Annotated in this window: 15 protein-coding genes; 10 read left to right on the top strand and 5 right to left on the bottom strand. The window is 72.6% G+C overall.

The features are described 5' to 3' along the window. The first annotated feature begins 54 nt into the window (after nt 1-54). From KZ829_RS07800 to KZ829_RS07765, 8 genes are all read left to right on the top strand, one after another. A complete protein-coding gene (locus KZ829_RS07800; protein WP_220143159.1) occupies nt 55-1,824 on the top strand; it encodes a nickel-dependent hydrogenase large subunit in 1,770 nt (589 codons plus the stop codon). Between the two features lie 73 nt (nt 1,825-1,897). Continuing rightward, entirely contained in the window at nt 1,898-3,097 is a 1,200-nt protein-coding gene (locus tag KZ829_RS07795) for a hypothetical protein (protein WP_220143158.1), read from the top strand. Beyond that, nucleotides 3,094-3,603, top strand: coding sequence for a hydrogenase maturation protease (locus KZ829_RS07790; protein WP_220143157.1), 510 nt, complete (start codon nt 3,094-3,096; stop codon nt 3,601-3,603). The genes KZ829_RS07795 and KZ829_RS07790 overlap by 4 nt, the downstream gene beginning before the upstream one ends. 5 nt (nt 3,604-3,608) lie before the next feature. Then, the gene (hypF, locus tag KZ829_RS07785; RefSeq protein WP_220143156.1) at nt 3,609-6,089 is read left to right on the top strand and encodes a carbamoyltransferase HypF; all 2,481 of its coding nucleotides are present in this window, start codon (nt 3,609-3,611) and stop codon (nt 6,087-6,089) included. Further along, nucleotides 6,089-6,340, top strand: a complete 252-nt coding sequence (locus tag KZ829_RS07780) for a HypC/HybG/HupF family hydrogenase formation chaperone (RefSeq protein ID WP_183218725.1) — start codon at nt 6,089-6,091, stop codon at nt 6,338-6,340. The genes hypF and KZ829_RS07780 overlap by 1 nt, the downstream gene beginning before the upstream one ends. Next, complete coding sequence (gene hypD, locus KZ829_RS07775; RefSeq protein WP_220143155.1) at nt 6,327-7,418, top strand: hydrogenase formation protein HypD; 1,092 nt, start codon at nt 6,327-6,329, stop codon at nt 7,416-7,418. Before KZ829_RS07780 ends, hypD begins: the two co-directional genes overlap by 14 nt. After that, nucleotides 7,415-8,464, top strand: a complete 1,050-nt coding sequence (gene hypE / locus KZ829_RS07770) for a hydrogenase expression/formation protein HypE (protein WP_220143154.1) — start codon at nt 7,415-7,417, stop codon at nt 8,462-8,464. The genes hypD and hypE overlap by 4 nt, the downstream gene beginning before the upstream one ends. A 5-nt stretch (nt 8,465-8,469) precedes the next feature. After that, nucleotides 8,470-9,114 carry a DUF6390 family protein gene (locus tag KZ829_RS07765; RefSeq protein WP_220143153.1) on the top strand — a complete coding sequence of 215 codons (645 nt, stop codon included), beginning with the start codon at nt 8,470-8,472 and terminating at the stop codon, nt 9,112-9,114. Between the two features lie 5 nt (nt 9,115-9,119). On the opposite strand, the gene KZ829_RS07760 is transcribed toward KZ829_RS07765, so the two are convergent. The 4 genes from KZ829_RS07760 to KZ829_RS07745 form a co-directional block, all read right to left on the bottom strand. Further along, nucleotides 9,120-10,733: an acyl-CoA dehydrogenase family protein gene (locus KZ829_RS07760; RefSeq protein WP_220143152.1), complete on the bottom strand. Its 1,614-nt coding sequence runs from the start codon at nt 10,731-10,733 to the stop codon at nt 9,120-9,122. Beyond that, nucleotides 10,730-12,157: a patatin-like phospholipase family protein gene (locus KZ829_RS07755; RefSeq protein ID WP_220143151.1), complete on the bottom strand. Its 1,428-nt coding sequence runs from the start codon at nt 12,155-12,157 to the stop codon at nt 10,730-10,732. Before KZ829_RS07755 ends, KZ829_RS07760 begins: the two co-directional genes overlap by 4 nt. Next, nucleotides 12,154-12,792, bottom strand: coding sequence for a TetR family transcriptional regulator (locus KZ829_RS07750; protein ID WP_220143150.1), 639 nt, complete (start codon nt 12,790-12,792; stop codon nt 12,154-12,156). The genes KZ829_RS07755 and KZ829_RS07750 overlap by 4 nt, the downstream gene beginning before the upstream one ends. A gap of 85 nt (nt 12,793-12,877) precedes the next feature. Further along, on the bottom strand, nt 12,878-14,026 hold the full coding sequence (locus KZ829_RS07745) for a PucR family transcriptional regulator (protein WP_220143149.1): 1,149 nt from the start codon (nt 14,024-14,026) through the stop codon (nt 12,878-12,880). Nucleotides 14,027-14,152: 126 nt separating this feature from the next. On the opposite strand from KZ829_RS07745, the gene KZ829_RS07740 reads away from it, so the two are divergent. After that, nucleotides 14,153-16,372, top strand: a complete 2,220-nt coding sequence (locus KZ829_RS07740) for an aminotransferase class III-fold pyridoxal phosphate-dependent enzyme (protein ID WP_220143148.1) — start codon at nt 14,153-14,155, stop codon at nt 16,370-16,372. Beyond that, nucleotides 16,373-17,965, top strand: a complete 1,593-nt coding sequence (locus KZ829_RS07735; RefSeq protein ID WP_220143147.1) for a xylulokinase — start codon at nt 16,373-16,375, stop codon at nt 17,963-17,965. 68 nt (nt 17,966-18,033) lie between these two features. On the opposite strand, the gene KZ829_RS07730 is transcribed toward KZ829_RS07735, so the two are convergent. Continuing rightward, the gene (locus KZ829_RS07730; RefSeq protein ID WP_220143146.1) at nt 18,034-19,002 is read right to left on the bottom strand and encodes a superantigen-like protein SSL4; all 969 of its coding nucleotides are present in this window, start codon (nt 19,000-19,002) and stop codon (nt 18,034-18,036) included. Nucleotides 19,003-19,025 lie beyond the last annotated feature (23 nt).

The raw sequence follows: 19,025 nt of genomic DNA, 5'->3' as shown, positions 1-19,025 counted from the left end.
GGCCGGGAGAACGCTGTTAGCGGCGTCACACCAAAGTGAAACCCGAGAGGCGACATGAGTTCTGACCCGGGCGAACTGGTCGACATGGCCTGGGATCCGATCACTCGGATCGTCGGCAGCCTCGGCATCTACACGAAGATCGACTTCAAACAGCGGGTGGTGGCCGAGTGCCGCTCGACCAGCTCGATCTTCCGCGGCTACTCGGTCTTCATGAAGGGCAAGGACCCCCGCGACGCGCACTTCATCACCAGCCGGATCTGCGGGATCTGCGGCGACAACCACGCCACCTGCTCCTGCTACGCGCAGAACATGGCCTACGGGGTGAAGCCGCCGGCGCTGGCCGAGTGGATCGTCAACCTGGGCGAGGCGGCCGAGTTCATGTTCGACCACAACATCTTTCAGGAGAACCTGGTCGGGGTGGACTACTGCGAGCGGATGGTCGCCGAGACCAACCCGGGCGTGCTGGAGCTGGCCAACCGGACCGCCGCACCGCACGCCGGCGAGCACGGCTTCCGCACGGTCGGCGACATCATGCGCTCGCTGAACCCGTTCACCGGCGAGTTCTACCGGGAGGCGCTCCAGGTCAGCCGCCTGACCCGGGAGATGTTCTGCCTGATGGAGGGCCGCCACCCGCATCCGTCCACGCTGTTCCCCGGCGGGGTCGGCACGCAGGCCAGCAGCCAGCTGATCACCGACTACCTGACCCGGCTGATGCGCTACGTCGAGTTCATGAAGAGGTCCGTGCCGATGCACGACGACCTGTTCGGCTTCTTCTACACGGCGCTGCCCGGCTACGAGCACGTCGGCGAGCGCCGGGTGCTGCTGGCCTGCTGGGGATCCTTTCAAGATCCAGAACACTGCGATTTCCGGTACGCCGACATGGCCGCGTGGGGACGGAGGATGTTCGTCACGCCCGGCATCGTGGTCGACGGAAAACTGGTCACCACCGACCTCGTGAAGATCAACCTGGGGATCCGGATCCTGCTCGGCTCGTCCTATTACGACGACTGGGAGGACCAGGAGATGTTCGTGACGGCCGACCCCCTGGGCAATCCGGTGGACCGCCGCCACCCGTGGAACCAGCACACCAACCCGCGCCCGCAGAAACGCGACCTGGACGGGAAGTACAGCTGGGTGATGTCGCCGCGCTGGTTCAACGGCAAGGAATACCTCGCCCTCGACACCGGCGGCGGCCCGCTGGCCCGGCTCTGGAGCACCGCGCTGGCCGGCACCGTCGACTTCGGCTACGTGCGCGCCACCGGCGACAGTGTCCGGATCAGCCTGCCCAGGACCGCGCTGAAAGGGCCGGTCGAGTTCGAGTGGCGGATCCCCCGCTGGAGCAACACCCTGGAACGCAACCGGGCCAGAACCTACTTCCAGGCGTACGCGGCCGCCTGCGCCCTGCACTTCGCGGAGCGGGCCCTCGCCGAGATCCGGGCCGGGCGGACCCGCACGTGGGAGCCCTACGAGGTGCCCGACGAGGGGATCGGCTGCGGCTTCTCCGAGGCGGTCCGCGGCGCCCTGTCGCACCACATGGTCATCCGGGACGGGCGGATCGCCAACTACCACCCCTACCCGCCCACCCCGTGGAACGGCAGCCCCCGCGACAGCTTCGGCACCCCCGGACCCTACGAGGACGCCGTCCAGGGCCAGCCGATCTTCGAGGAGAACGGCCGCGACGACTTCAAAGGCATCGACATCATGCGCACGGTCCGCAGCTTCGACCCCTGCCTGCCCTGCGGCGTGCACATGTACCTGGGCGGCGGAAAGAAGATCGAGGTGCTGCACTCCCCCACCCAGTCCGCCGGGGCGGGCCTGTCATGAGCGAGCTTGCGAGCGAATCATCAGGCTCAGTCATCAACTCATTGCGACGCCGGAGCGCAGCGGAGGTGGCGCAATGAGCCTGGACAGCGTGCGGGAGGTCGCCGACACCGTCCTCTACGAGGGCTACCTGCTCTACCCGTACCGGGCGGGGGCCGCCAAGAACCGCTCCCGCTGGCAGTTCGGGGTGCTCGGGCCGCCGCACGCCGCGCCGGCCGCGTTCGCCGAACCGCCGCAGATGTCGATGCAGTGCCTGCTCACTCCGGACGGGGCCGGCTGGGTCACGGTCCGCCTGCGGTTCCTCCAGCTCCAGTCCCGCGAGGTGCAGCGGCGGCACGACGACGGCGGCCACGAACCGGCCGAACGCCTCCGGGTCGGCGGCACCACCCTGCTGAGCTGGGACGAGGCCGTGGAACGGGAGATCACCCTGCCGGACCTGCCGGTGCACGGCGACGCCGAGTTCCCGGTCATCGTGCCCGGCGGCGAGGACGTCGAACCGGTCCACGACGGCGACGGCCGGCCGGTGGGGCGGGTGGTCCGCCGCCGGTGGCCGCTGACCGCCCTCGTCCGCACCTCGGTACAGGCCGACGACGGGCTGCTGCGGCTCACCGTCTCCGTCACGAACGAGCACGCGGAGCCCGTACCGGAAAGGGAGAGCGCGACCCGGCACTCGCTGATCGCCGCGCACCTGATGGTCCAGGCACACGATGCGGAGTTCGTGTCGGTGCGCGAGCCGATCCCGGCGGCGCGCCGCTGCCGGCAGGACCGCTGCTGGCCGGTGCTGGCCGGACCGCCCGGGGAGACCCGGCTGCTGCTCGGCGCCCCGATCATCCTGTACGACCACCCGCGCCTGGCCGGGCGCAGTCCCGGCGACCTGTTCGACGGATGTGAGATCGACGAACTGCTGACGATGAGGGTGCGAACCATGACCGACCACGAGAAGGCCGAGGCCCGCGCCACCGACCCGCGCGCCGCCGCGATCGTCGACCGCTGCGACGCACTCGACGACGACACGCTGCTCAGCCTGCACGGCACCCGCATCGACGCCGGGACGATCACGCACGGCACCCTGGTCCGGCTGCGCCCGGCCCGCCGCGCCGACGCACAGGACCTGTTCCTGGCCGGGCGGATCGCCCTGGTCAACGAGGTGATCACGGACGTCGACGGCGGCACCCACGTGGCCGTCGTCCTGCTCGACGACCCGGCCGCCGACCTGCACGACGGCTACGGCCGCTACCTGTACTTCGCCCCGGACGAGCTGGAGCCGGTGTCGTGATCCTGATCGCCGGCATCGGCAACGTGTTCCTGGGCGACGACGGGTTCGGGCCGGAGGTGGCGCGGCGGCTGGCCGCCGATCCGCTGCTGCCGGACGGGGTGCGCGCCGCCGACTACGGCATCCGTGGCCTGCACCTGGCCCACGACGTCGACGGCCACGACACGCTGATCCTCGTCGACGCCCTGCCCCCGGGCGTTCCGGGCGCCATCGAGGTCCTCGAAGTGGACCCGGCCGACGTCGGCTCGGGCGGCTTCGACGGCCACGCCATGGACCCACTCGCCGTGCTGGCCGCGGTGGCCCGGCTCGGCGGCGCCCTGCCCCGCACCTACGTGGTGGGTTGCCGGGTCGTCACCGTCGACGAGCGCATCGGCCTCTCCGCCCCGGTCGCCGCCGCCGTCCCCAAGGCCGTCGCCACGGTCCACGCCCTACTGGCCGGCCCCCAGCGCTGTCTCACCGGCCTTGAGACAGCGCTGGGAGCCGGCCGGGGTCTGCCGGGAGCGGGGTGACCGGGGTGTGTCTCGGGATCCCCGGGCGGGTGGTGGAGATCCTGGCGGGCGCGGCCGGGCAGCTGGCCACCGTCGACGTGGTCGGGGCGCGGCGCCCGGTCAACATCGGCATGCTGGAGACGCCACCGGAGCCCGGCGACTGGGTGCTGATCCATCTCGGGTTCGCCGTGGAGATCATCGACGCGGAGCGGGCCGGGCAGGCGCTGCGCGGCCTGGAGCTGGCCGGGCAGGCCCGGACGGTCCGCCGCCGGTTCGCGGTGTCCGGGCTGGTGCAGGGCGTCGGCTTCCGGCCGTTCGCGTACACCACGGCCACCCGGCTGGGCCTGGCCGGATCGGTGACGAACACCGCCGACGGGGTGGCCGTCGAGGTGGAGGGCTGCCCGGACGCGGTCCACGAGTACGGCATGCGGCTGCGCGAGGGCCCACCGCTCGCCGTGATCACCGCGGTCGAGGAGCTGGAGCAGGAGGTCCGCGGCACGGCCGGGTTCCGGATCGAGGCGTCCACGTCCGGCCCGGCCCGCACCCTGGCCGCGCCGGACGTGGCGATCTGCGACGACTGCCTCGGCGAGCTGCGTGATCCGGGCGGGCGGCGCCACCGGCACCCGTTCATCAGTTGCGTCAACTGCGGGCCCCGCTACACGATCATCACGGGGCTGCCGTACGACCGGGCGGCCACCACGATGGCCCGGTTCCCGATGTGCGAACGGTGCCGGGCCGAGTACGAGGATCCGGCCGACCGGCGGTTCCACGCCCAGCCGATCGCCTGCCACGGCTGCGGCCCCCGCCTGGAGCTGATCCTCGGGCCGATGACGATGACCGGCGCCGACGCCCTGTCCGAGGCCCGCGCGCTGCTGGCCGCCGGGCGGATCGTGGCGGTCAAGGGGCTCGGCGGCTACCACCTGGTGTGCGACGCCCGCGACGCGGACACGGTCGCCGAACTGCGCCGCCGCAAACGGCGGGGCGGGAAACCGTTCGCCGTGATGGTGGCGGGCGCGCGTACGGCGTACAAGATCGGGGTTTTCACCGACCGTGACCGTGACCTGCTCGCCGGAGCCCGCCGCCCGATCGTGCTGGTCCCGCGCCGGCCCGGCGACGGGCTCGCCGGCCAGGTGGCGCCGGACAGCCCGGACCTCGGCGTGATGCTGCCCCACACGCCGCTGCACGTGCTGCTGTTCGGGCTGCCGGACGACCCGCCGGGTCCGGACGTGCTCGTGATGACCTCGGGAAACGTGGCCGGCGAGCCGATCGTGACCGATGACGCGGAGGCGCTGCGGCGGCTCGCCGGGCTGGCCGACGCGTGGCTGCGGCACGACCGGGAGATCCGGGTGCCGTGCGACGACTCGGTGGTGCGCGGCGACGTGATCCTGCGGCGGGCCCGCGGTTACGCGCCGATGCCGGTGACGCTGCCGTTCCCGGTCGGGCCGTCGCTGGCGGCCGGCGCCGACGCGAAGAACACGTGCGCGGTCGCGTCCGGACGGTCGGCGTGGGTGAGCCAGCACATCGGCGACATGGACGACCTGTCCACGGTCGAGACTCTGCACACGCTCGCGGCGCATCTCGGCGAGATCACCGGGGTCGAGCCGGAGTCGCTGGTCACCGACGAGCATCCGGGCTACCGGTCGGGATGCTGGGCGCGGGCCAACGCGGGCGGCCGCCCGGTGCGGACCGTGCAGCACCATCACGCGCACATCGCCGCGGTGATGGCCGAACACGGTCTCGGCGCGGACGAGCGGGTCATCGGGATCGCGTTCGACGGCACCGGCTACGGCACCGATCGTGCGATCTGGGGTGGCGAGATCCTCATCGCGGGCTATGCCGGCTTCGAGCGGGCCGGGCACGTCGGTTACGTACCGCTGGCCGGTGGGGACGCGAGCATACGCCGTACCTACCGGATGGCCCTGTCGCACCTGCGGTCGGCCGGGGTGCCGTGGGATCCGGCGCTGCCGCCGGTGGCCGCCTGCCCGGAGGCGGAACGGGAGATCCTCGCCCATCAGCTGCGTACCGGGCTGGCGTGTGTGCCGACGTCCAGTGTGGGCCGCCTGTTCGACGCGGTGGCGGCGATCGCCGGGGTGCGGCAGAACGTGACGTACGAGGGCGAGGCGGCACTGGTCCTGGAGGGGCTCAGCCGGCAGGCGTGCGGGACGGCGTACCCCTGGAAGATCGGCGAGGCGGGCGTCGCCGATCCCGGCCCGCTGATCCGCGCGGTCGCGTCCGACGTGCTGGCCGGGGTGCCGGCCACCCTGATCGGCGCCCGGTTCCACGCCGCCGTGATCGACCTGATCGTCACCCAGGCGCAGCGGTGCCGGGAGCGGACCGGCCTCGGCGTGGCGGCGCTCGGCGGCGGCGTCTTCCAGAACACGGTCGTGCTCACCGGCGCGGTCCGTGAGCTGCGCGAGCGCGGCTTCACCGTGCTGTGGCCCCGGCTGCTGCCGCCGAACGACGGTGGCATCGCCCTCGGTCAGCTGGTCGTCGCGGGCGCCCGCTGATGTGCCTCGCGGTGCCCGGGCGGGTGGTGCGCGTGAGCGTGGTCGACGGCACGCCGATGGCCGAGGTCGACTTCGGCGGCGTGCGCAAGGACGTGTGCCTGCAATACGTGCCGGACGCGGCACCCGGCGAATACCTGATCGTGCACGTCGGTTTCGCCATCCAACGGCTCGACGAGGAGTCGGCGCGCCGCACCCTCGACGAGTTCACCCGGCTGGGTCTCCTGGAAGAGGAGTTCGGTGAAGTACCTTGACGAGTTCAGCGACCCGGACCTGGCCCGCAGCCTGCTGCGGCAGATCCACGCCGCGACCACCCGGCCGTGGGCGCTCATGGAGGTGTGCGGCGGGCAGACCCACTCGATCATCCGGCACGGCATCGACCAGCTGCTGCCGGACGGCGTCGAGATGATCCACGGGCCGGGCTGCCCGGTCTGCGTCACCCCGCTGTCGGTGATCGACAAGGCGCTGGCCATCGCCGCCCGGCCGGGGGTGATCTTCTGCTCGTTCGGCGACATGCTGCGGGTGCCGGGCAGCGGGCGGGACCTGTTCGAGGTGCGCGGCGCGGGCGCCGACGTCCGGGTCGTCTACTCGCCGCTGGACGCGCTCGGCATCGCCCGCGACAACCCGGACCGGGAGGTGGTGTTCTTCGGCATCGGGTTCGAGACGACCGCACCGGCCAACGCGCTCACCGTGCACCAGGCGCGCCGGCTCGGGATCCGCAACTTCTCGCTGCTGGTGTCGCACGTGCTGGTGCCACCCGCCATCTCGGCCATCATGGAGTCGCCGCGGTGCCGGGTGCAGGGGTTCCTGGCGGCCGGGCACGTGTGCAGCGTGATGGGCACGTCCGAGTACCCGTCGCTGTCACGGAAGTACGGCGTGCCGATCGTGGTCACCGGGTTCGAGCCGCTCGACGTGCTGGAGGGCATCCGGCAGGCGATCGTGCAGCTCGAACAGGGTCGCCACGAGACCCTCAACGCCTACCCGCGGGCGGTCCCCGAGACCGGGAACCCGGTGGCCCGGGAGATGCTCGCCGACGTCTTCGAGGTGACCGACCGGGCGTGGCGGGGCATCGGCACGATCCCGGGCAGCGGCTGGCGGCTCACCGACCGGTACCGGGACTTCGACGCCGAGCACCGGTTCGACGTGACCGGGGTGCATGCCGCCGAGTCGGCGCTGTGCCGGTCCGGGGAGGTGCTCCAGGGGCTGATCAAACCGCACGAGTGCGCGGCGTTCGGCCGGGTGTGCACACCGCGGCAGCCGCTCGGCGCGACCATGGTGTCGTCCGAGGGGGCCTGCGCGGCGTACTACACGTACCGGAGGGTCACCGGATGATCGACTTCGAGGGCTGGTCCTGCCCGGTGCCGTTGCGCGACACCCCCAACGTGGTCGCCGGGCACGGCGGCGGGGGCGCGATGTCCGCGGACCTCGTCCGGCATCTGCTCATTCCGGGGTACGGCGACGCCGGCGGCACCGCCGACCGGGACTGCGCGGTCGTCGAGGCGGGCGGGGCGCGACTGGCGTTCACCACCGACGCGTACGTGGTCCAGCCGATGTTCTTCCCCGGCGGCTCGATCGGCGACCTGGCCGTCAACGGCACCGTCAACGACCTGGCGATGGCCGGGGCAACGCCGCTCTACCTGTCGGCCGCGTTCATCCTGGAGGAGGGCACGCCGCTCGCCGACCTCGGCCGGATCACGGCGGCCATGGGCGCGGCGGCCACCGCGGCCGGGGTTCGGCTGGTCACCGGCGACACCAAGGTGGTCGGCAACGGCAACGGCGACGGGGTGTATCTGACCACCAGCGGGGTGGGTGTCGTGGCGGACGGGGTGGAGATCGAGCCGCGCAGGGCCACGGTCGGCGACGCCGTACTCGTCAGCGGGGATCTCGGCCGGCACGGGGTGGCGGTGCTCAGCTGCCGGGAGGGCCTGGAGTTCGGGACCACTGTCGCCAGCGACACGGCGCCGCTGCACGGGCTGGTCGCCGCCATGCTGGCCACCGGCGCCGACCTGCACGTGCTGCGCGATCCGACCCGGGGCGGGCTGGCCGCGGCGCTCAACGAGATCGCGGCGACCGCGCGGGTCGGGGTGGAGCTGACCGAACGGGACCTGCCGGTGCCCGACGGCGTGGCCGACGCCTGCCACCTGCTCGGCCTCGACCCGTTGCAGGTCGCCAACGAGGGGCGGCTGGTGGCGTTCGTCCGCCCGGATCAGGCCGGCGACGTGCTGGCGGCGATGCGGGCCCACCCGTACGGGACGGGCGCGCGCCGAATCGGGACGTGCGTGGCCGGGCATCCCGGGATGGTGGTGGCGCGGACCGCGCTGGGCGGTACCCGGGTGATCTCGATGCCGATCGGCGAACAGCTTCCCCGGATCTGCTGACCCTCATGAGCGATGCCGGGGCCACCCTGTTCGCCCGCTACGCGTTCCCACCGAACGAGCTGGGCTACTGCGGGCCGGACGGGGTGGCGCCCGCCGAGCTGGGACGGCGGGCCCGCGACTTCGAGGGCGCGTGGGCGTACCTCTGCTTCATCGCCGGGGCGGCGGGCATCGCCGATCCGCTCGACGAACGGGTGGTGGCGGCCTATTGGCTGGGCGGGACGCTGCTGGACCTCGTGGACGGCGACCGGCTGGCCGCGGTACTCCGCTCCCGGTTCGCCGGGCAGTACCACGGGTCGCGGGCCATGGCCCACCACAGCTTCCACGTCTTCGAGGTCTACCCGTGGCTGTCGCTGCTGCGCCGTACCGGCAGCTCACACGCGGTGTCGGTGCTGGACCGCTGCCGGATCCGCACCGGAACCGTCCTCTCCGTGCGCGGCTCCCGGGCCGTCGTCCGCTCGCCCGCCCTGGCGTGGCGGGACGGGACGCTCGCCGTCGGCGGCCTCCGCAGCGAACAGGCGCGGTGGGAGCGGTCGTTGCTGCCGGAGCTGGCCGTCGGTGACCGGGTCACCCTGCACTGGGACTGGGTCTGCGACGTGGTCACGCAGGCGGACGACGCCCGCCTGCGCGCCCAGCTCCGCGGCTGGCTCTGACCGGGTCAGGCGCGGGCGGCGATCTTGGCGAGGGGCAGGCCCGGGGCGAGGGCGCCGTACTCCAGGGAACGGTCCTCGCCGAGACGGGCGGCCACGAAGGCGTCCGCGATCTCGGCCGGCGCCTCCCGGATCAGCACGGCACCCTGCAACCCCAGCGCGAGCGCCTCCACCACCCGCCGCGCCGACGCGGCCGCCGACGACGGATCTGCCGCGACCTCCGCGACCAGCTTCCGCGTCGCCGCCACATGCGCGTCATAGGCCGGGTGTACGCCCAGAGCGCTCGCCAGCTCACGATCCACCGCCCCGACCGACTCCGGCTCCCGGGCCATCGCACGCAGCACGTCCAGGGCGATCACGTTGCCGGAGCCCTCCCAGACGGCCATCACCGGCTGCTCCCGGTAGCGCCGGGCCAGCGGGAACGCCTCGGTGTACCCGTTGCCGCCGAGACATTCGAGCGCCTCGTAGGCGTGGTTCGGCCCGCGCTTGCACACCCAGTACTTGCCGACCGCCGTGGCCAGCCGCCGGAACGCCACCGATTCGGCGTCGTCGCTGTCGTAGGCGGACGCCAGCCGCATCGCCGTCCAGGTCGCCGCCTCCGCCTCCAGCTGGAGGTCGGCGATCACCGAGGTCATCGCCGGCTGGTCGATCAGCACCGCCCCGAACGCGCTGCGGTGCCGGGCGTGCCAGGCCGCCTCGCTGACCGACTGCCGCATGCCTGCCGCGCTGCCCAGCACACAGTCCAGCCGGGTCTGGGCGACCATCTCGATGATGGTCCGCACGCCGCGGCCCTCCTCGCCGAGCAGCCAGCCGACGGTGCCGTCCAGCTCGATCTCCGACGACGCGTTGGACCGGTTGCCGAGCTTGTCCTTGAGGCGCTGGATCCGGAAGACGTTGCGGTCGCCGCCGGGCAGCACCCGCGGCACCAGGAAGCAGGACAGGCCGCCGGGCGCCTGGGCGAGCACCAGGAAGGCGTCCGACTGCGGGGCCGAGCAGAACCACTTGTGCCCGGTCAGCCGCCACGTCCCGTCGCCCGCGTCGACGGCCCGGGTGCTGTTCGCCCGTACGTCCGAGCCGCCCTGCTTCTCGGTCATCGCCATGCCGAAGATCGCCGACGTCTTGCCGGCGCGCAGCTCCGGGTCGTAGTCGCGGGAGTAGACCCGGGGCAGCCACTCGCCGGCCAGCTCGGGCGTGAACCGCAGCGACGGCACCACCGCGTGGGTCATGCTCACCGGGCAGGCGTGCCCCGGCTCGATCTGCGCGAACAGCATGAACGTGGCGGCCCGGGCGACGTGCGCGCCGGGTCGCGGCTCGGCCCAGCAGCTGGTGTGCGCGCCGTTCTCGATCGCGGCGCCGATGATCCGGTGGTAGCCGGGGTGGAAGTCGACCGCGTCCACCCGGTGCCCCCACCGGTCGTGGCTGGAGAACACCGGCGGGTGCGTGTTCGCCAGTTCCGCGTCCCGCTGGAAGTCGCCCCGCCCGACCAGCGCGCCGACCCCGGTCAGGTGATCGGTGGCCCAGCCGGCGCCGTAGCGGCCGACCGCCTCGGTGAGCGCCGGATGGGTCAGGTACTCGTTCAGATCCGCCCGTGGCGGGGCCTGGTTCACGACGTCGTGGGTCACGGCTTCTCCTCCAGCAGGAAGGCGAGGTGTTCGCGGGCGGCGTCGGCGGCCGCGGTCCGGGCCGCGCGCAGCGCCACCTGGTCGCGTTCGAGCCGGCCGGGCAGCGGGTCGCTGAGCCGCGGGGTCAGCGCGATCGTGCTGAGCCCGTGCGACCACCCGTCCCGGACCTGCTGCAACGTCTCCCGGTAGCGGTGCGGGCGGCCCCGGTAGGCGGCGGCCAGCTCCGGGTTGAGCCGCCGCAGGTACCGCTCGACCACCACGTCCGCGGCGCCGTAACCGGGCTGGGTGCCGGGCGGCCGGGTGGCCAGGATGATCGCGTGGGTGGCGCCCCGGGCGGCGGCGCTGACCACCGGCACCGCCTCGACGATGCCGCCGTCCAGCCAGCGCCGGCCCCGCCACTGGACCGGGTCACCGGCGAGCAGCGGCAGCAGCCCGGACGCGTGCAGGCTGTTGACCAGGTCGTCCCGGTCGGCGAAGTCGGACAGCGCCTCGGCGCGGCCGGTGTCCACGTCGGTGGCGACCATGGCGAGGCGGCCCGCCCAGTCGGTGCCGGACGCCGAGCCGATGTCCAGCAGGTCGTCGACGTGCGAGACGATGCGCAGGCCGTCGATCACCGGGCGGCCGCGGGCGATCCGGCGGACGTCGATGAACTCGGGCGACGCGAAGACCTCGGCGTACGACTCGGCCATCGCGTTGGCGGCGCCGACGGCCAGTGCGGCGGCGTTCACCGCGCCGGCCGAGGTGCCGACGATCATGTCGACGTGCTCGAGGACGCCCTCCTGCTCGATGACGGCGGCCATCGCGGCGGAGACGATGCCGCGCATGCCGCCACCCTCGATGACCAGGGCCACCGTGGCGCCGTCGTCGGTGTCGCCGGTGCGGCGCCGCTCCTTGAGCACCTCCTGGATGGTGGGGGTGCCGATGCGGCCCAGCCGTACGCTCGCCCTGTCGGTGGCCTTCGCCGCCCGCTCGGCCTGCGCGGCCGTGCCCTCAGTCCGCTCCGGCTTCCGCTCCGGGGCCACGATCGTCCCCTGCGCGACCGCGACCAGGGTCTCGGTGCCGTCGTCGGCGATCGCGACCAGCTCACAGCGGCAGGCGGCGCGGCGGCCCTCGGCGCGCATCACCATGCCGTTGGCGCGCAGCGTGCGGCCACGTGCCGGGGCTATGTAGTCGATGGTGAGGCCGGAGGTGACCACGTCCGGGCCGAGGGCCGCGCCGCCGGCGAAGGCCAGCGCGCAGTCCGCGGCGTACGCCACGATCCCGCCGTGCACGGCGCCGTGATGGTTGGTGATCTCCGGGCGGATGTCGAGCTCGACGACGGCGCCCTCTCCGCTGAAGGAGATCAGCCGGGTGCCGAGCATCCGGGTGACGGACTGATCGGCCAGCACCCGCTGCGCGGTCCTCAGGGCGGTGGTCGGGCTCATCGCATTCCTCCAGACATCATCGGTACGCCGAGCGCGCGGAAGCAGAACGAGCGGATCCCGTCGACGACCGCGGCCTGGGTGTCGTCGGACGGCTCCGGGCTGTCCGGGCGGATCCAGCCGACCAGGGCCTCGGAGATCGCGCCCATCACCGCCGAGGAGGCGAGCCGCGGGTCCTGCGGGACGAACTCGCCACCGGCCAGCCCGTCGGAGATGATCTGCTCGCCGATGTCGGTGTAGGACCGCCGGTAGGCCAGCCGCTCCGCCTCGACCACCGGGCTGACCGGCTCGAACAGCAGGGCCCAGGCCATCCGCCGGCCGTGCAGGGCACGGGTCGAGAAGATCCGGATCAGCTCGTCGATCCGCTCCGAGGCCCGCTGTCCGGCGTCCGAGACGGCGAGGCGGACCAGGTCGATCTCGTGCGTGGCGGCGCTGCGGAACACCTCGGCGAGCAGCCGGTCGCGGCCGTCGAAGTACGAGTACACCGATCCGACGCTGGCCTGACAGCGGGCGGCGATCGCGGCGACGGTGGCCGCCTTGAAGCCGTCCGCCGCGACGAGCGCCCGCGCGGCGCGCAGGAACCCGTCCCGCTTGTCCTCGGCGTTCTTCCTGGTCAATGCGGTTTGCCGGTATGGCATCCGGAGGCCCCCAAGCTATGAATCCGGATTCAATGCAAGGCAAGAAGTGAACCACGATTCAAAAGAAGGCCGCAAGCGGCCCCGGTCAGGCCGGGCGGGACTGGTAGGTGAGGACCAGCAGCAGCTCGAAGCGGGCGCGCGGGTCGTCCAGGTCGTCGCCGAGCAGCTCACGGAGGCGGTTGAGGCGGTAGCTGACGGTCTGCGGGTGCACGAACAGCTCGGCCGCGACCGCCGAACGCGAACCCCAGTGGCGCAGCCAGCTCTCCAGGGTGACCAGGAACGCCTCCCGCTGGCCGGCCCGCAGCCCGGCCAGCGGCGCGAGCCGCCGGGCGGTCAGCACCGGCAGCGCGGCCGGCTCCCCGCGCAGCGCCAGGACCGCGAAGTGGTCGTCGGCGAAGACCGGCTCGGCGCCGGGCGTGACCAGTTCGGCGGTCCGCTCGGCGAGCCGGACCGCCTGCGGCGCCTCGGTCCAGTGCAGGGCCGGGCCGACCACCGCCTCCCGGCCGTGCAGCGCCCCGGTGAGCGCCGCCCGCTCGGACCGGGGACCGGCGCGCAGCAGCAGCACCGCGTCCCGGCCGCGCTCGGCGACCACCCCGTCCGCGCCGAACCGGAACCGGGCGTCGCGGGCCTGGTCGGGCGGCAGCAGCACCGGGACCACGGTGTCCACCCCAGGCCAGCCGATCCCGGCGGCGGCCTCCCGCACCACCTCGGGCGAACTGCCGCCGGTGAGCAGCAGGTCGGCCACCTGGCGGCGGCGCCGGTCGCCCTCGCCGGCCTGTTCGCGCAGCTGGCGGGCCAGACCGTCGGTGCAGGCGGTGGCCAGCTCGTCGATGAACGCGCTGGTGGCGTCGGACAGGTCGATCACCTCGGCGACGCTGACCGGCCGCAACTCGCCGAGCGCCTCGGTGGCGGTGCGCAGCAGCAGGCGGGAGGCGATCCGCAGGGAGGCGAGCAGGGTCTCCGGGCCGCGGTTCTCCCGGGCCTCGGCCGCGCCCAGGGCCACGAAGACCTCGCGGATCCGTGGCGGCAGCGCCGGCTCCCGGGTGCCGGCCAGGTCGAGGAACCGGTCCAGGGCCACCTTCACGGCGGTGCGCACGTCGCGTTCGAACTTCTCCCCGGCCCCGGCGCCGGGACTCTCCCGGACCGCGGTGGCGATGGCCCGGACGGCGGCGGGCAGGCGCGGCCGCATGGCGACGGCCAGATCGGTGGGCAGGTTCTGCCAGGGGGTGTTCATCGCCACCGATTTTGTCACCCGGTGCTAAAGCAGCGATGGATTCTTGCTGGTTCGCCGATGATGCTTCGTCCGGGGCTCGGGACGACGATGGTCCCGTAACTCCCCCGCACGGATCGGACCCCGCCTGTGAAACACCGTCTGTCCCGCCAGCACGTGGTCGACATGTGCCGGACGATGCTCGACCGCGGCTATCTCAAGGCGACCGAGGGCAACGTCTCGGTCCGGATCCCGGGTCACCAGCTCTATGCCGTGACGCCGAGCAACTACGACTACGACAGGATGCGGGTGGAGGACATCTGCATCGTCGACTTCGACGGCAAGCACGTGCCCGACCCCGGTGGCGCCGGCGGCCTGGTCCCGTCGATCGAGTGCGGCATGCACGCCAACGTCTACCGCGAGCGGCCGGACGTGAATGCGATCGTCCACACCCACCAGCCGTATGCGTCTGCCCTCGCCTTCCTGCGCAAGCCGATCCCCGCGCTCACCGACGAGCAGGTCCGCTTCCTCGGCAAGGAGGTGGCGATCATCGACTACGCGCCCTCCGGCACCGGCTTCCTGGCGAAGAACGTGCAGAAGAAGGTGGCCAGCGGCGACAACGCGTTCATCATCGCCAACCACGGCGTGGTGGCGCTGGGCACCGACCCGGACCGCGCGGTGTTCAACATGGCGCTGCTGGAGAAGGTGTCGATCGCCTACCTGATGGCGCTCACCTCGGAGGCCGGCAAGGTCTACACGATTCCGGACACGATCCGGGAGATCGCCTTCAGCAAGCTGAAGAAGGACGAGAAGCGGATCGCGGCGCAGATCACCGAGGCGGTCGAGCCGGTCCGGGTGCCGGAGGACGAGGAGCTGCCGTCCGCCGAGACCGAGGCCCCCGAGCGGTACGAGACGTCCGCGGACCTCGGCTACTCGATCAGTGAGTACCTCGACGTCGACGACACCCTGCGCCGGCTGAAGGCTCTCGTGGCCCAGCCGATGCGCGGGCTGCGCCACGACGCCCTGCTCGACACGCTGAACTACTTCGAGACCAAGTGCACCGCCAGCAAGGAGATCACCGAGCGGGCCAAGAAGCGGATCCCCGGCGGCGTCCAGCACAACCTGGCGTTCAACTACCCGTTCCCGCTGGCGGTCGACAAGGCCGAGGGCGCCTACCTGACCGACCGCGACGGCAACGTCTACATCGACTTCCTCCAGGCCGGCGGCCCGACCATCCTGGGCAGCAACTACGCCCCGGTCAACGAGCGGGTGGCCGAGGTGATCCGGGAGTCCGGTCCGGTCACCGGCCTCTTCCACGAGTACGAGCTGAAGCTCGCCGACATCATCCACCAGTACATGCCGCACATCGAGATGTACCGGTCGCTGGGCTCCGGCACCGAGGCGGTCATGGCGGCGGTGCGCGCGGCCCGGGCGTACACCAAGAAGAAGATGGTCATCAAGGTCGGCGGCGCCTACCACGGCTGGTCCGACACGATGGTCTACGGCCTGCGCGTCCCCGGCTCGTTCCGGATGAACGCCAAGGGCATCCCGTGGGGCGCCACCGGCCGCACCCGGGAGGCGTTCCCGCACGACCTGGGCCTGCTCAAGCGCAAGCTGATCGAGAACAGGCTGCGCGGCGGCACCGCCGCGGTCGTGGTGGAGCCGCTCGGCCCGGAGTCCGGCACCCGCCCGGTCCCGAAGGGCTACAACGCCGCCGTCCGCAAGCTGTGCGACGAGTTCGGCGCGCTGCTGATCTTCGACGAGGTGGTCACCGGCTTCCGGACCGGCCTGGGCGGCGCCGCCGGCTACTTCGGCGTGACGCCCGACCTGACCGTCCTCGGCAAGGCCGTCTCCGGCGGCTACCCGATGGCCGGCGGGGTCGGCGGCCGGGCCGACGTCATGGCGGTCTTCGGCTCCGGGCTGGACGGCAAGCACGGCGCCCACATCCAGGTCGGCGGCACCCTCTCGGCGAACCCGCTGTCCTGCGCGGCCGGCTACTTCGCCATTCAGGAGATGGCCCGCACCAACGCGCCGGTGATCGCCGGCAGGGCCGGTGACCGGCTGACCCGGGGCCTGCAGCGCCTGATCGACAAGTACGGCCTGCCGTACGTGGCCTACAACCAGGGCTCGATCGTGCACCTGCAGTCCAGCGGCGTGCTGATGCTGGACATGCGCAATCCGGTCAAGCTGTTCAAGGAGAACAAGGGCCGCAAGCAGGTGATGGAGCACATGGGCGCCGCCTACGCCGCCCACGGCATCATCACGCTGGCCGGCTCGCGGATGTACACGTCGATGGCCGACACCGACGAGGTCATCGACGACGCCCTCGCCCGGTTCGACCAGGTCTTCGCGCTGGTCGAGGGAGTGTAGGTGGCCATCCCGCCGCAGATCCTGGCGATCGACCTCGGGACCTCGGGGATGAAGGCCGCGCTCGTCGCGGCCGACGGGACGGTGACCGGCTGGGCCGAGCGGCCGGTCCCGCTGGTCGTCCTGCCCGGCGGCGGCGCCGAACAGGACCCGGTCGCCTGGTGGGACGCCCTCGCCGAGGTGGTCGCCGACCTGGGTCGCGACTTCCCGGATCATCTGCGCGCGGTGACCACCATCTGCTCGTCGACGCAGGGCGAGGGCACCATCGCGGTGGACGCGGCCGGGGAGCCGCTCACCCGGTGCATCAGCTGGCTCGACATGCGCGGGGCCACCCACCTGCGGCGGCAGTTCGGCGGGTTCCCGGCGGTCGACGGCATCTCGGTGCGCCGGATCGCCCGCTGGCTGCGGCTCACCGGCGGCATGCCGTCGGTGACCGGCAAGGACCCGGCCGCCCACATGCTGCTGATCCGCGACGCCATGCCGGATGTGTACGCGAGGACGAAGACCTTCCTCAACGTCCTCGACTGGATCAACCTGAAGCTCACCGGCCGCACGGTGGCGACCGTCGACTCGATCCTCACCTCATGGGTCACCGACAACCGGAAGGCCCCCGCCATCCGGTACGCCCCCGCGCTGGTCGCCGCCAGCGGGATCGACGCGGACAAGTTCCCGCCGATCGTGGCATGCACCGAGGTGATCGGCACGCTATCCCCCCTGGCTGCCGATCACCTCGGCCTCCCCCGATCGGTGCGGGTCGTGGCGGGCGCCATCGACAACACGGCCGCCGCCATCGGGGCGGGCACCATCCGGGACAACGAGCCCCACCTCTACCTGGGCACGTCGTCCTGGATCGCCGCGCACGTACCGCGAAAGAAGACCGACGTGCTCACCGGCATCGCGTCGATCCCGTGCGCCATCCCGGACCGCTACCTGATGACCGCGCTCCAGGCGACCGCCGGCGCCAACCTCACCTGGCTGCGCGACAAGATCGTGGAGTACGACGACCCGATCGTCAGCGCCGGCCACGTGAGCCGCGACGAGGGCACCATCTTCGACGCCTTCGACAAGATCATCCCGACGGTGCCGGCCGGCGCGAACGGCGTCCTCTACACCCCCTGGCTGTACGGGGAACGCGCACCGGTCGACGACCCGAACCTGCGCGCCGCGTTCCTCAACATCTCCCTCGACACCACCCGCTCCGACCTGCTGCGGGCCGTCTTCGAGGGCGTCGCGCTGAACACCCGGTGGCTGGCCAAGGCCGTCGACCGGTTCCTCGGCGCGCCGGTCTCGTCGATGGTCATCACCGGCGGCGCGGCCCGCTCCGGCTCGTGGTGCCAGATCTTCGCCGACGTGCTCGGCCACGAGATCCGCCGGGACGCCAACCCGGTGACCGTGAACGCCCGGGGCGCCGGCTGGATCGGCGCGGTCGGCGCCGGGATGATCGCGTTCGACGACATTCCGGCGCTGAGCCGCAACGATCACGTCTTCACTCCCGGGCCGGATCACGCCCGCTACGGCGAGATCTACGACATCTACCAGGAGCTGCACAAACGCCTTGCGCCGGTCTACAAGCGGCTCAACCGCCCGGCCGGCTGACCTCCGGAGTGACGGCCCGCCGCCACGGGCCGTCACTCCGGTCAACAGCGTCACCGGTTAGCGACGGGTCACGGGTAGGAGGTGGGCGGCGGGCCACCGTACGGCGGGCCACTGGGCGGCGGGCCACCGTACGGCGGACCGCTGGGCGGCGGGCCACCGGGCGACGGGGCCTGCGGGCCGGGCGGGTTGATCGCCGCGTCCAGGCCGTCCAGGATCTCCTCGATCTGCGGCCGCAGGACGCGCCAGTCGCGGCCCGAGGCGAGCGCCTCGTTCTCCGCGTCGACGGCCGCCGTGAGATCGCGCAGCAGCACCGCGATCCCGGTGGCCCGGGCCTGGCGGGCGGCGTCCGAGGGCTGGGTGGACAGCCGGCCCCAGCCGGCGATCAGCGCGGCCAGGTCGGCGCGGACCCGCGGCCAGGTGTTCGCCCGCTGAACCGGATCGGCGGAGGCCAGCACGGGCGTCAGCCGCGCCTCGGTGACCATGCGGGTCTCGGCGGACAGGGTGCCCGCCTCCGCGTCCCAGGTCGCCGTCCGCCGGGAGCGGCTGATCAGCAGCACGGCGGCCAGCCCGGCGAACAGCAGGAACAGCAGGATCCAGCCCCAGACGCCACCGGAGTCGTCCTCGGCGGCGATCGGCACTACCTCAGCCGACGACGAGGTGGCCGCCGGCGTCGGCGTGGTGGCCTCCGTTGTCGGCGTGGTGGTCTTGGGCGGCACCACGGTCACCGTCACCTCCACCTTGGTGGTGGACGGCTTCTCCGGTGTCTCCTCAGTCTCCTGCGGCTGCTGGCCGGTCCTGGTCGGTTCCGGTTCGCCGGTCGGTTCCGGCTTCTCGGTGGTCCTGGTCGGTTCCGGCTTCTCGGTACGGGTCCGCGTCGGTTCCGGCGAATCAGCGGGCTCCTCGTCGACGGTCCGCTCGATCGACGGCAGGGTGGACGGCAACGTCCGGTTCTCCCCCTCGCCGCCGCACGCCGCCGTCGCCAGCAGGCAGAGAAGGACGGCCGTCACGGCGGCCGGCCGGTGTGCCCGTTGCATCATTTGTCCACTCCCCAGTTCGGACT

Origin of the sequence: Actinoplanes hulinensis (genome assembly GCF_019429605.1) — a bacterium.
In the GTDB taxonomy this organism is placed as follows: Bacteria; Actinomycetota; Actinomycetes; order Mycobacteriales; family Micromonosporaceae; genus Actinoplanes; species Actinoplanes campanulatus.
This window is presented reverse-complemented; position numbering and strand designations above follow the sequence as displayed.

Coding starts and splice junctions, on each gene's coding strand:
- hypE (WP_220143154.1), top strand. CDS start 7,415: ATGATCGACTTCGAGGGCTGGTCCTGCCCGGTGCCGTTGCGCGACACC.
- KZ829_RS07780 (WP_183218725.1), top strand. CDS start 6,089: ATGTGCCTCGCGGTGCCCGGGCGGGTGGTGCGCGTGAGCGTGGTCGAC.
- KZ829_RS07730 (WP_220143146.1), bottom strand. CDS start 19,002: ATGATGCAACGGGCACACCGGCCGGCCGCCGTGACGGCCGTCCTTCTC.
- KZ829_RS07745 (WP_220143149.1), bottom strand. CDS start 14,026: ATGAACACCCCCTGGCAGAACCTGCCCACCGATCTGGCCGTCGCCATG.
- KZ829_RS07800 (WP_220143159.1), top strand. CDS start 55: ATGAGTTCTGACCCGGGCGAACTGGTCGACATGGCCTGGGATCCGATC.
- KZ829_RS07795 (WP_220143158.1), top strand. CDS start 1,898: ATGAGCCTGGACAGCGTGCGGGAGGTCGCCGACACCGTCCTCTACGAG.
- KZ829_RS07755 (WP_220143151.1), bottom strand. CDS start 12,157: ATGAGCCCGACCACCGCCCTGAGGACCGCGCAGCGGGTGCTGGCCGAT.
- KZ829_RS07750 (WP_220143150.1), bottom strand. CDS start 12,792: ATGCCATACCGGCAAACCGCATTGACCAGGAAGAACGCCGAGGACAAG.
- KZ829_RS07765 (WP_220143153.1), top strand. CDS start 8,470: ATGAGCGATGCCGGGGCCACCCTGTTCGCCCGCTACGCGTTCCCACCG.